Annotated in this window: 12 protein-coding genes and 1 tRNA gene; 9 read left to right on the forward strand and 4 right to left on the reverse strand. The window is 40.3% G+C overall.

Features of this window, described 5'->3' with window-relative positions; translation table 11 throughout:
* Positions 1-289 precede the first annotated feature (289 nt).
* The 3 genes from H6G73_RS22530 to H6G73_RS22540 all read left to right on the forward strand — a co-directional run bounded on the left by H6G73_RS22530 (position 290) and on the right by H6G73_RS22540 (position 2,269).
* Positions 290-1,144: a ferritin-like domain-containing protein gene (locus H6G73_RS22530; protein ID WP_190608521.1), complete on the forward strand. Its 855-nt coding sequence runs from the start codon at positions 290-292 to the stop codon at positions 1,142-1,144.
* On the forward strand, positions 1,137-1,817 hold the full coding sequence (locus H6G73_RS22535) for a phosphorylase family protein (RefSeq protein WP_244997433.1): 681 nt from the start codon (positions 1,137-1,139) through the stop codon (positions 1,815-1,817). The genes H6G73_RS22530 and H6G73_RS22535 overlap by 8 nt, the downstream gene beginning before the upstream one ends.
* 68 nt (positions 1,818-1,885) lie before the next feature.
* Positions 1,886-2,269 carry a hypothetical protein gene (locus H6G73_RS22540; RefSeq protein WP_190608522.1) on the forward strand — a complete coding sequence of 128 codons (384 nt, stop codon included), beginning with the start codon at positions 1,886-1,888 and terminating at the stop codon, positions 2,267-2,269.
* On the opposite strand, the gene modD is transcribed toward H6G73_RS22540, so the two are convergent.
* Complete coding sequence (modD, locus tag H6G73_RS22545; protein WP_190608523.1) at positions 2,266-3,114, reverse strand: ModD protein; 849 nt, start codon at positions 3,112-3,114, stop codon at positions 2,266-2,268. The two genes, H6G73_RS22540 and modD, sit on opposite strands and share 4 nt — an antisense overlap.
* Before the next feature lie 203 nt (positions 3,115-3,317).
* A complete protein-coding gene (locus tag H6G73_RS22550) occupies positions 3,318-4,907 on the reverse strand; it encodes an iron uptake porin (protein WP_190608524.1) in 1,590 nt (529 codons plus the stop codon).
* Between the two features lie 353 nt (positions 4,908-5,260).
* Between H6G73_RS22550 and H6G73_RS22555 the strand changes: the two genes are divergently transcribed.
* The 4 genes from H6G73_RS22555 (at position 5,261) to H6G73_RS22570 (ending at position 8,277) form a co-directional block, all read left to right on the forward strand.
* Positions 5,261-6,205 (forward strand): metal ABC transporter substrate-binding protein, encoded by a 945-nt coding sequence (locus tag H6G73_RS22555; RefSeq protein WP_190608534.1) that lies wholly within the window; start codon positions 5,261-5,263, stop codon positions 6,203-6,205.
* Between the two features lie 224 nt (positions 6,206-6,429).
* Positions 6,430-7,221 (forward strand): metal ABC transporter ATP-binding protein, encoded by a 792-nt coding sequence (locus H6G73_RS22560; RefSeq protein WP_190608526.1) that lies wholly within the window; start codon positions 6,430-6,432, stop codon positions 7,219-7,221.
* A 17-nt stretch (positions 7,222-7,238) separates the two neighbouring features.
* On the forward strand, positions 7,239-8,126 hold the full coding sequence (locus tag H6G73_RS22565) for a metal ABC transporter permease (RefSeq protein WP_190608528.1): 888 nt from the start codon (positions 7,239-7,241) through the stop codon (positions 8,124-8,126).
* A gap of 78 nt (positions 8,127-8,204) precedes the next feature.
* Positions 8,205-8,277: transfer RNA gene (locus H6G73_RS22570), tRNA-Phe, on the forward strand.
* Positions 8,278-8,515: 238 nt separating this feature from the next.
* On the opposite strand, the gene H6G73_RS22575 is transcribed toward H6G73_RS22570, so the two are convergent.
* Positions 8,516-10,333, reverse strand: coding sequence for an ankyrin repeat domain-containing protein (locus tag H6G73_RS22575; RefSeq protein WP_199317829.1), 1,818 nt, complete (start codon positions 10,331-10,333; stop codon positions 8,516-8,518).
* Positions 10,330-10,692 carry a dihydroneopterin aldolase gene (gene folB, locus H6G73_RS22580; RefSeq protein ID WP_190608529.1) on the reverse strand — a complete coding sequence of 121 codons (363 nt, stop codon included), beginning with the start codon at positions 10,690-10,692 and terminating at the stop codon, positions 10,330-10,332. Before folB ends, H6G73_RS22575 begins: the two co-directional genes overlap by 4 nt.
* Before the next feature lie 100 nt (positions 10,693-10,792).
* On the opposite strand from folB, the gene menD reads away from it, so the two are divergent.
* A complete protein-coding gene (gene menD, locus H6G73_RS22585; RefSeq protein WP_190608531.1) occupies positions 10,793-12,526 on the forward strand; it encodes a 2-succinyl-5-enolpyruvyl-6-hydroxy-3-cyclohexene-1-carboxylic-acid synthase in 1,734 nt (577 codons plus the stop codon).
* 35 nt (positions 12,527-12,561) lie between these two features.
* The gene (locus H6G73_RS22590) at positions 12,562-12,966 is read left to right on the forward strand and encodes a GNAT family N-acetyltransferase (RefSeq protein ID WP_199317830.1); all 405 of its coding nucleotides are present in this window, start codon (positions 12,562-12,564) and stop codon (positions 12,964-12,966) included.
* Positions 12,967-13,054 lie beyond the last annotated feature (88 nt).

Here is a 13,054-nt window from a genome sequence, read left to right on the forward strand (position 1 = left end):
CGAAAAATCATCGTGTGGCTGACACAATTTATGTAGCTATGCTACAGTCAATCACTGCTATTTTGCGAACTCATACCAGGTGAAAGGGCTAAAAGCCTTGTGGAGTTTAAGTTATTGATGCTCGATGACTGCTGGTGGTAATGAAATTTGCATACATCATCTCAAATATGCAATTACAACATAATTTTCCGGTAAATGAAATTAAAACTGAATCTCAAATCCACACTTCCTGCATCATCTTATACTAACCATAGAAGAAAGCAATTATGACACACAACAAAATTGATCAATGAAAATTGGCTCAGTGGAACACAAGAAATTATTTTGTGCCACCTTTATGGAGACATATCAGGAATATAAACCGGAAAGTCTGCCTTGGCCAGATTTAGATGAGCAGGGTTTGCAACTTCTACAAGGCATTCCTTTTTGGCAAAAGGCGTTGGATATTGAACGGGAAGCGGGAGCAATGGTCAGTGGCTATGCTGCTACAGTTAAAGATCGTCTCATTCAAGAAGCGATCGCTCTCCAAGGTCGGGAAGAAACCCGTCATGCCAATTTAATTAAAACTCTCATTGACCGTTATCAAATTGAGATGCCACCGCGGCCACCTGTGGAGGTTCCCCAAAATATTGAGCCAGCTTTCACGACTTTTGGCTTTGAAGAGTGCCTAGATTCCTTCTTTGCCTTTGGACTATTTGCGATCGCCCGGGAAGCTGATATATTCCCAGAACAGCTATTTACTATTTTTGACCTGATTTTAGATGAAGAAGCAAGACACATAGTCTTTTTCATCAACTGGTTTACCTATACCCAAATTGAAAGAGGTCACGGTTTACCATTACTTCGCGGTGCTAAAACTCTTTGGTACTATAGCAGAGCCATGAGTAATTTAATTGATACTTTTGGTGGTAGGGATACTAGCGGTACGGGGTTTACAGCCACTAGTGCTACTACCTTGACTAATGATTTAACGGCTGAAAAATTTCTCGCTGTCTGCATTCGAGAAAATGAATACCGGATGAGTAAATATGATTCCCGACTTTTGCAACCACGATTTTTACCCAGATTAGCCACAACTGTTTTGCGTACAATTCAATTACTACCCAAGCGTAAACCGCAAACACCCCAAGGAGCCAGTGCCTAAATTATCATCTATTGACTTCGTTTTAGTGCCGCAGGGAGCAGAATATCAAGCGGTGTGTCGTGGTTTAAGCCGTGTTCAAGACTCCAAACCCCAGGTAATTGCTATTCCTGTGGGAATTCACCCGTTGCGGCATTTCTTACCTAAATTATCTCTGCAACCAAACCAGCGATTGTTACTCATGGGTTTATGTGGCAGTTTAAATCCCCAATTGCAGGTAGGAGATGTAGTTGTCTATGAAGAGTGCGTTTATCAAGGTCATCTGCGAAAGTGCGATCGCACCCTGACCACAGAAATTAATTCTTACTTATCAAATAAATCTAAATTTGTCAAGGGATTAACTAGCGATCGCGTCATTTCCTTAGCAACAGAAAAACAAGATTTATTTCTCAAGACTGGTGCTGATGTAGTGGATATGGAAGGCTTTGCAGCCTTAGAATTTTGTCAGCACATAGGGGTAAATTTAGCCATGGTCAGAGTTGTGAGTGATGATTGTCGCTACGATATCCCCAACCTCGCATCAGCTATTAGCAGTGATGGTTCTCTTCAACCCCTATCCTTAGCGTGGGAATTTCTCCGTCAACCTATACCAGCATGGCGTTTAATTCGCGGTTCCTTAACTGGATTAAAGATTTTAGAGCAAATTACCACACTCCTATTCAACCTTTCAGCGTAAAATGTCCCGATAAGTCAATTGAGCCACGAATTCAAGCTAAAATTAGTCTTTGCAGGAATCACTCACCTATGCTGACTGATATATTGCCTTTCGACATTCAAATAGACAGAATAGCGATCGCTGGAGCAACTTTATGGTCTTTAGCGCTATATGTCGCCTTTTCCTCAGTCAGTCAATGGGTTATAGAACAACTCAATCGCTGGTTTAACTTTGCTGAACGTTCCCTTTACACCAGTCAAGCAGAATTTGAAAAAACCCGTCGCGCTAGAGAATCCCAAAATGCTTTTTACGCCTCACTATTTAGTATAGTTCCCTTCCTAGTCGTTGGTGCTTTATGTAACTGGACATTGGAATTAGGCTTAGGTCGTAGTTGGGCTGTAAGTATGGGTATACTAGCTTGTATGGGTGCTGGTGTTTATGAACTGGGACGCAGAGACGGAGAATCTGACTAAATTCGCGTCATTTTCGCCCCAATATCCGCAGGTTTACCAAAATATGTGCAACTAGTAACTAAAATATCTACACCTGTGCTAGCGTAATTTTTCACATTTTCTAGGTTAATTCCCCCTGCGGCCGCTAATTTTAAAGTGGGGTATTGCTGTTTTAATTGTTGTACTAAAGCAGTCAATTCGGAAGTGGGAATTTTATCAAATTGAATTAAATCTACCCCAGCCTGTGCTACCATCCAAGCATCTTCTACTGTTTCTACTTCTATACAAATTTTTTGTTCAGGAAATCTTTGTCGCAGTTGATTGATACGCTCAATTATTCCTGCAATTGTATCGATAAATATGAGATGTTGCTTAAAAATTAGCACCGTTTCTGATAGTCCCAACCGATGGGGAGATGCACCACCAGCTAAAATGCTTTTCATCGAAATCATTCTGGTTCCAGGAAAGCATTTGCGAGTGGTGACAACTGCAATCTGAGGATTGACTGTTTTCGCAGCATCTACTAAAGCTTTAGTCCGGGAAGCGATACCAGAAGCATATTCCATTAAGTTTAATCCTACTCGCCAACCAATGTGTAGTGCTTCCGCTAAACCTGTAGCTTTGAAAATTAATTGCTGTGCTGGTATATGAGTTCCACTTTCTACTAAATATTCAACTTTCGCACCACAATATTCAAAGACCTTTTTTGCTTCTTCCGTGGCACAAACGGTCATGGGATGACGGGTAGAAAATTCTATTACCCCTGATTCTTGACCTATTCCTAATCCATAGGTGGTCAAGTCGAGGAATGGTACATCTTCTTGGACTAATTGAGCGATCGCTTGATCAGAAAGAAATACTCTCATTTGCTGTTTTTTATCTGTAGAGATGGTAATTTCACAGCAATATTAATGGTATTTTATCTGCTTTTTTGTGCCTGTGGGTGAGATTTTGGGATTTTGTGGTGGTTTTTTCGCGTAAAGACGCAAAGATGCGGAGAAAAACGCAAAGATTAGGTGATAAAAAAAGATGCGAAGCTGGTCTTCGCATCCTCTGATTACGTGGAAGTTTAGAAGCTGAATGTAGTTCTTACAGAACCAATTACTACATCATCATTACTATCGTTGTGGTCTGGAGAAGTTAACCAAATCACACCAGGGGTAATGGTGATATTGTCATTCAGTTTGTATTGATAGAATGCTTCTACGTGGTAGGAATTATCTTTATCTTCTGCAACTAAAGCAGTATTAGAACTGGTAACTTTTGGTTCCATACCCACAATAATCCCTGCTAAGTTACCTTTTTTCCCTAAATCGGGGAATCCTAAGGTAACAGCATAGTTCCAAATGTCTGCATCTCCGCGGGGGCCTGTTAATACTTTGCTGTTGGTAAATCCGGCCCAACCACCTAAGACAAATCTACTGCTGATGCCAATGGAAGCTTGGACACCGTAGGAGTTGCTGGAAAATCTTTGACTGGTGATGTCTGTGGTTGCAGCATTACTACCAGTGAGCAGGGGCATGTTATAGGAGTTGATGTATGTTAAACCTAAGGTAATGCGATCGCTTGGTTTCACTGTCAACTGTGCCAAAGCACCGTAAGCACCATCAAACAAACCATTGCCAGCAGTAGGGTTACTGGCTGAAGCTGCTAAATAACCTAAACTCAGTGCAATTTTATCCCCAAATTGGTGGTTTATGCCTAAACCAGTACCAGCAATTTGTCCATAAATGGGGTTACGTGTACCAAAGGTTGATAACGCACCAAAACCACCATCTCCGTCAAACAAGTTGACTGTACTAGTGATGTCATCTGCTGCACCAGCATTGGCAATAAGTTTCACTTGGGTATTTTTACCAAGAGGGAAACCATACCACAAAGCATCAATGAAAGCATCGTTAGTACCGGAAGTACCTGCAAAGAACAGGTTCCCTTCTGGGGTGTTAATATCAGGACTCTTGATGTTATTGCTCTGAATTCTGGTAAATAATGTATCTTGACCAGTGAAGCTGCTTACCAATTCTACCCGCACTCTTGCACCCAAAGCTGGTTGGGTTTCTTGCACTGTACCATTTACTTTAGTGCCAGAAATCACATCACTTGCTGCTACCACAACTTGTCCTTGTAGTTTGGTAGTGGTGGAGAATTGATTTGCTTCTAATTCAGCAGTTCGCGCTTCCAAAGCATCTACGCGGCCCCGTAAAGTGGCTAATTCTGCTGAAAATTCTTCTTGCAGTTTTTGTAATGTTGTTAATTCTTCTTTTTTGACAAAATCTGATGTTGAAGCGCCAATTACTTCATTAATTCTATCTAAACAAGCATTTAAACCCGCGGCGAATTCATATCTGGTTAATGCTCTATTACCACGGAAAGTACCGTTAGGATAACCTGCTATACACCCGTAGCGTTCTACTAATGATTGTAGAGATTTAAAAGCCCAATCAGTAGGTTGTACGTCTGATAATTGAGATACGGAGGTAACTTGTGACATTACCTCTTCTTGTTGGGTATTATCAATTTCTGCTACTGCTGGCTCTGGTAGAGACGCTTCAGATTCAATAGCTTGAGGTACTTCTCCTGCCCAACCAGCGGTATTTAGAGACAGTAATAAAGCACCAGCTGAAGGTATATTCCACAGCAGTTTACTTAATTTTATCATGCTACTCTCACACCCATTTTCTACTTAACTGATTAATTTTCTGTGTTGTTACTACAACACAGTGAACATTAAAAAGTATTGTCAATATACTAACAAGAGTCAGGAGTTTTTGTAATCCAGATCACAAAAAATTCTCTGGAGTTTGTAAGTTTAGTGTCTATGAACTAGCAATATTTACTGTGATCATACATTTTTGTCAAGTTTTTTTGAGAATGATAATTATTATATTATGCCGATGTAAAATTTAAGTGCAAATTCTCACCATGGTGGGGAATTAGCTGAATTATCTTTGTGAGGGAGGAAAATCAGTAGTGGAGACCAGAACGAGACGGTTAAGCAGATATCTAACCGTGATGGCTTTATGGGGGTTAACTTTAGCTTCTGGATGTCAAGAATCAAACTCTCCTCAACAGACCATTACTTCACCATCACCCAGTGTGACAGCAGAAACATCTAAGATTAATAAAACGAAGGTGGTGGTGACATTTCTGCCGATGTATTTATTTACCAAGGCTGTGGCAGGAAATTCGGCGGAAGTGGATTTATTAGTACCACCAGGTACGGATATACATGACTACCAAGCCAAACCAGACAACGTGAAAGCGATCGCTACAGCTAATGTTTTGGTGAAAAATGGGTTAGGCTTAGAAGAATTCTTGACTGACACCATTAAAAATGCTGAAAATTCCCAACTAAAACTCATAGATGCGAGTAAAGGTATTAAAACTCTCAAGGAAATTTCTGCTGTTGAAGAAGTAGCAGATGAAAAAGACCACGACCATGATCACAGTCAAGGTAATCCTCATGTGTGGTTAGATCCTCTATTAGCTAAACAACAAGTAACAAATATTCGTGATGGTTTAATTGCTGCTGATCCCAGCAATAAAGCAACCTATGAGGCTAATGCTAGTGCATATATTCAAGAATTAGACAAATTACATCAGGAATTTCAACAAACATTACAGACAACACCCCAGTGTAAATTCATCACTTTTCATGATGCCTTTCCTTATTTAGCTACCCGCTATAACCTCAGTCAAATAGCAGTAGTAGAAATACCAGAAGACCAACTGTCACCTGCGGATGTGCAAAAAGCTGTAAATGCAGTGAAAAAGTACAAAGTCAAAGCTTTATTTAGTGAACCAGGGATAGATAATAAATTGCTGAAAAGTCTAGCTCAAGATTTGCAGTTGAATGTGCAGACTTTAGATTCTCTAGAAACAGGTGATACCAATCCGCAGTATTATTTTAAAGCGATGCGAGCTAACTTACAGACCTTAGCCACAGGTTGTAAATAGCTTTTTGATCTAGCTTAAAGTTGTGTAATCTCCAGTCATCAATTGACTTGGTCGGTTTTAGATTTTGGATTTTGGATTGGGTTTTTGGCACAACATCTATCCCCTGTTGATAGAAAAAATCTACACTTTCCCTGCTGCATCCCCAGGTACAGTTAATCTAAAATCGCAAATCTAAAATCCAAAATTGTTTTACCTTCCCATTTCTTCGCCCAATTTCAACTGCAATGACTAACGACCAACATCCATTTACATCACCTATCTTAAAAGTAGAGGGATTAACTGTCTACCAAGGCAGTTATTTAGCTGTACGAGATGTTTCTTTTGAATTGTTACCAGGAACAGATACAGCTATAGTTGGCCCCAATGGTGCAGGTAAAAGTACCTTAGTCAAAGCACTCCTAGATTTAGTTCCCCGTAGTGCTGGAAAAATCGAAATATTCGGTCGTCCTTTAACGAGATTAGGACATTTACGTCAATTATTAGGCTACATGCCGCAAAATTTTATTTTTGACCGCAGTTTTCCTATTTCTGTGAGTGAATTAGTTGGTTTAGGTTGGTCTGCCACTATCAAGAGAAAACAGAAAATTTTCACCAAATTTTGGCAAGAAAATCGCGAAAAATCAGCAGCAGTCGCAGCAGCTTTAAATCGGACAGATGCCTATCATTTGCGAAATCAAGCTATTGGCACTCTCAGTGGTGGACAATTCAAGCGAGTATTACTTGCTTATTGCTTAGTTAGTCCTCGTCAACTGTTGATATTAGATGAAGCTTTTGCTGGAGTAGATGTTCAAGGTGCAGCAGATTTTTATGCCTTATTGAATGAGTTGAAGCGAGAAGAAAACTGGACGGTTTTGCAAGTTTCCCATGATATTGATATGGTAAGCCGTCATTGCGATCGCGTGCTGTGCTTGAACCAAACCTTAGTCTGCACTGGTAAACCAGAAATTGCCTTATCACCACAAAATCTGCTCGCTACCTATGGGCCTGGTTTCAGCCGCTATCAGCATCACCACTAAGACATTAAAAATTAAACATGGTATTTGTCAACTTGTATCATCTATTCACTCATGAACAGAGTGTTTGGTTAGCTATTGCCAGTAGCCAAGATTTACTCAACTTATTAAAATTCCCGTTCATGCAGCGTGCCATTATCGGTGCAGTGTTGATGGGGATAATGGGGGGTTTACTGGGCAGTTTTGTAACTTTACGTCAACTATCCTTCTTTAGCCATGCTGTGGGTCATGCAGCCTTAGTTGGTATTGCTTTAGGTGTACTACTCAATTCCAATCCTACTTGGACATTAGTACCATTTACCCTGATTTTTGGCGTAGTTGTCCTATATTTGATCGATAAAACTGATTTAGCTAGTGACAGTGTTCTGAGTATAGTTCTTTCCGGTGCATTAGCCATTGGTGTGATTCTCACTAGTTACATCAAAGGATATCGGGGTAACTTAATGGCTGTACTATTTGGTGATATCTTAGCCATTGATACTACCGATTTAATTTTGACTATTATCGTCCTAGTAAGTTGCAGCATCTTTTTATTATCTACCTTGCCCCAGCAAATTTTGTTGACCCTCAATGCTGATGTTGCTCAAGTGCAAGGGGTTCCTGTGCAATTATATCGCTACTGTTTTGTTGTCTTTTTATCCTTAGCTGTAGCTGTGGCTATTAAAGCCGTCGGTATCCTCCTAGTGAATGCTTTTCTGGTCATCCCTTCTTCCACAGCCAAACTCATTAGCCACCATTTTAGTCGCTTCTTGGTCATCTCCGTCATTGTTGGTTCTAGTAGTAGCATCTTCGGTATTCTCATTTCTGGCATTTTCAACTTAGCATCAGGCCCTAGTATTGTTTTGGTGCAATTTATCTTCTTCATTGCCGTGTTTGCATGGGTAAAACTCAGCAAAAACCCAGGATAAAAAATTTTTTTTCGCAACCTATTGCCAAATCCTTTTTCCTTTGCTACATTAATTAATCGTGGCGAGAATAAAGCCCGCGCCGGGATAGCTCAGTCGGTAGAGCAGAGGACTGAAAATCCTCGTGTCACCAGTTCAAGTCTGGTTCCTGGCATACCTTTCACAAACTTAAAATTCAACCTTGCCTAAATTTTGACTATTTTAGCCAAAATCTAGGCTTTTTGATGTATGGCAGGTGACAGGCTTCGCCGTGAGCGTCAGCCGAACGGTGAAGTTGCTAAAGGCCTTTGGTTAACGTGAGTTCTACGGAACTAAAACCTGGCAGCAGGTAGAGCAGACAAATCTCTTGGGTCAATGTCAATCATGTTTAATTGCTACTTGCACAGGTCAGATTATTTTTTCGGCACAGAAATATTCAATGCCATTTTAACCCGCGCAAAAAGTTGGGGCAGATATTTATAGAATCGCTCATTCCGCAGAAACATTGCATCGATGGTACAGCTACCACAGTGTTCTCCAGGGGGAGGAACGGCAACTGACTGCACAAGTGCGTCCGAAACACCAGCCCAGGGTAAGTGTCCGACAGAAGCGGATTGCAGTGAATAATTGAGTTCGGACTCATTCAGCCAGTCGCTGCTAATAAAATCGTTTTCAGTTCGAGGAGCTTGGAGTTTCCAACCGACGCGATCGCGAAAAGCATTGACTGCTCTTTCGGAATTTTTCGGATGGGCTGCAACTGCTTGTTGCCAAATCTTGGCTTGGACGCTAAATCCAAATCGTCCACCACTAGCCTTTAACCAAGCTCTATCAATCTCTTGAATTAAATTTAGGGGTATTTTCGCAGGGTTGGGTCCGTAGGGGTCTTTTTGAGGGGATAGGAGACGACGGGTTTCTTGATCAGCAGCCTTCCAGTTTTTGGCATTGAGTAACTGCTGGAGTTTTGCGGTTGCTTTGGTTGTAGTTGTTCCACCACCAGAGGATTTTTTCGTGGCAATATGGCGCTCCAACAAATTAATAATTTGGGTTTTATTAAGTTGTCGAGCCAAATCTAACGCGGTTTTCCCTTGCTTATCTTTGAGGTCAACCCTGGCATTTTTACTAAGAAATAGTGTGACTAATTCGGGAGCAAAGAAACTTTGTTCTTCCAATACTGCTTGGTGTAGAGGTGTTCTGCCTAAGTTATCTTGAACATTTAAATATGCCTTAGCTGCCACTAGTTGTTGAGCCACTTCCAGACTGACATCATGCAAAGGAGTTCTACCTTGAGCATCCCGCAGGTTCACTTGTGCTTTGCGAGCTAGCAGCAATTTCACCAGAGCAGGTTTGAAACGATGAACGTGGAGTGGTGTTTGTCCCTGACGATTGCGTAGATTCACATTTACTCCCCGATCTAGCAATAGTTTTAATACTGCTGGTTCCAGATTGTTGGAGTGAATCACAGCCCCATCACGATTTTGGATCGTGAGGTTTGCTCCTGCTTGGATGAGTTTTTTGGCAACTTCTAGGTTCGATGCTCCGTAGTGCAATGGTGTCCAGTTTTGATTGCTACGGGCATTTATATCCGCACCACTGCGAATCAATAGCTCGGTAATATCTGCTTTTCCTGAATTGGCAGCAAAATGTAAGGGTGTCATTTGCTCCTGATTTCTAGCATTAACTTCAGCACCCTGATTGATTAAAAGTTTGATGACAGCAGCCGTTTTTTGACCAAAAACATTGTGCAGTGGGGTACTACCATTTTGGTTGCGGACATTGACTTTTGCCCCTCTACTTAGCAGCAATTGGGCATTTTTTGTTGATGCTCCTAAATAATGCAGGGGAGTATCTCCCTTGGTGTCTTTTGCATTCACATTCGCTCCAGCTTGGATTAAACGTTCAGCCAGTGCTTCGTTGTTAGATAGAAAAAAGTTGAGCGGTAGCCACTTTTCGCCATATATCTCGCAGGGTTGATTCAAATCACCACCTTTGGCGATCGCCTGTTCTAATGCTGCATATAAATCGGGACTATTCCCCATATTCCCAAAAGGACTAAATTTCTCCGATAATGTTTGACAAAAAGGAGAGATGGAGGTTTCTTTGGGTGTCTGAGATTCAACAATACGTGGCATGATGACCACTGCACCCACAGTAGTCAGGGAAATGAGAAAAATTGTCTGGAACAGAGAAAGAGATGATTTGTAGTTAAATTTTGCCACTATCTGTAATTTCATATTCGCTTTCTATTCACTTCTACACTCACAGCACCGTCAAAATCGGGAATAGGTGCGGCAGGTTTTCGGACTATCACTCGTATTTGGGTAACAGATTGGCTGTCCTCTAGAATAGCGTCAGCGATCGCACCAGCTAATCTCTCTATCAGCGCAAATTTCGATGTTTTGACTAAGTTTTGCACCAAAGTAATGGTGCGGCGATAATCTACAGTATCTTCAATTGTGTCATTTTTGCTGGCATTGGTCAGATCCAACCATAATTTCACATCCACTTCAAACCATTGCCCTAACACCCGTTCTTCAGGTAAAAAGCCAATGTAACCATAACAGCGAATGTTTGTTAAATGAATACAGTCCATAAGCAGTGAGTGACGGACAACAGATGATAGGTGACAGGTGACAGGTAGTTAGTTATTCTCAGAATGACTCTACTTATCCCTCATCACCAATTCGCAATAAATGCAACTAGTATTTAATAATATTAATCAACTTTGGTCTTATGTGTTAACGGAAACTCTCAAGCGTCTGGGTATAAGTTGCGTTGTCATTTGTCCCGGTTCCCGTTCAACTCCTTTGACTGTAGCTTTTGCAAAACAAGTACCAGAGATTGAAGCTATTCCCATTTTAGATGAACGTTCTGCGGCTTTTTTTGCCTTAGGACGAGCAAAAGCTATTGGAAAACCTGTGGCAATAGTTTGTACTTCGGGGACAGCAGGAGCAAATTTTTATCCCGCAGTCATTGAAGCTAAGGAAAGTCGTGTACCGTTATTAATATTGACCACCGATAGACCACCGGAGTTGCGAGAATGCCATTCTGGCCAAACTATCGATCAAGTGAAATTATATGGTAATTATCCCCATTGGCAAACGGAGTTAGCAACTCCTATTGCGGAAATGGGAATGTTAAATTATTTACGTCAAACTATAATTCATGCTTGGGAACGTTGCCAATATCCTGTAGGTGGTGCAGTACATATTAATGTTCCTTTTCGCGACCCCCTTGCACCCATTCATGATGGAACAAATTTTATTCTCGATACAGAGAATTTCTTTGGTGGGATAGTTTCTCATCCCTTTCCCGTTCCCCGTTCTCTGTTTCCTATACCTCCACAATGGCAACAATGCCAACGCGGTATAATTATTGCTGGTGTAGCTCAACCTCAAGACCCTGAAGAATATTGTAGAGCGATCGCGTATTTATCCCAAACTCTCCAATGGCCTGTTTTAGCTGAAGGACTTTCTCCTGTTAGAAATAATGCTGAATTAAACCCATATTTAATTTCTACATACGACTTGATTTTACGCAATCAGCAACTTGCTCAAACATTAAAACCAGAAATAGTTATTCAAATTGGGAATATGCCAACCAGTAAGGAGTTACGCAACTGGTTAACAACCAATCGACCTCAACATTGGGTAATTGATAGCAGTGATCAAAATTTAGATCCTTTACATGGGCAAACTACACATTTAAGAATATCCGTGGAAGAAATAGAGAAAAATATTGAAATAGAAAAATGGGAAGTAAATCAATATTTAAAAACATGGTGTGACGTAGATGCACAAGTTAGAAATAATGTTGATAATATTTTTGTCAATATAGAACCATTAATTGAAAGTAAAGTGGCTTGGCTAATTTCCCAAACCCTCCCACCAGCAACACCATTTTTTATTGCCAACAGTATGCCAGTGCGGGATGTAGAATTTTTCTGGAAACCAAATAATCTGGGTATAAAGCCTTATTTTAATCGTGGTGCCAATGGCATTGATGGTACAATATCCACAGCTTTAGGAATAGCTCATCAACACCAAAGTAGTGTGATACTAACAGGTGATTTAGCTCTATTACATGACACCAACGGTTTTTTAATTAGAAATAAATTTATCGGACATCTGACAATAATTTTAATTAATAACAATGGTGGAGGAATCTTTGAAATGTTACCCATTGGCAAATTCGACCCTCCATTTGAAGAATTTTTTGCGACACCTCAAGATATTGATTTTGCTCAGTTATGTGCTACCTATGGGGTGCAGCATGAGTTAATTTGTTCCTGGGAACAGTTACAAGATAAATTAGAGGTTTTACCAAATACAGGGCTTAGAGTTTTAGAATTAAAGACAAATAGAAAATATGATGCAAAGTGGAGAAAGGAGAATTTAGGTAATTTTGCAAATAATATTACAGTTTGAATATCGATTTAATTCGCAGTTAATAGGTTTATTATATGCACATACAACAAGATCAGGATAGTATAATAATTCGTTGTGAAAATTCCCTAGACTATTTAGATATATCAGAAATCAATACATTAGCTTTTTCTAGTCCAAATGAAGCTAAATTAGTTGAACTAATTCGTAAGTCTGACCGTTATCTTTCTGAACTTTCTTTAGTTGCAGAGCGTGATGGTAAAGTAGTTGGTCATATTCTCTACAGTTACATTGATTTAGTTGGTCAAGAAACTTTTACGGTCTTAGGTTTAGCACCCCTAGCTGTTCATCCCCAATTTCAAAGACAGGGAATAGGTACTGCATTAGTGAAATCTAGTTTAGAGATAGCAAATGATCAACAAGAAGCTCTTGTGATTGTCTTAGGAGATCCTCAATTTTATAACCCACCTTCCGCACCCTAACTGTCACACATCAAAAAAAGCCACCAAAATAGTACACAAGAACTAAAGCTTATTTAAGTCCTAAGAGAGTTAATGAAAATAAGTATCA

It is taken from the genome of Richelia sinica FACHB-800, from assembly GCF_014698825.1.
Lineage (GTDB): Bacteria > Cyanobacteriota > Cyanobacteriia > Cyanobacteriales > Nostocaceae > FACHB-800.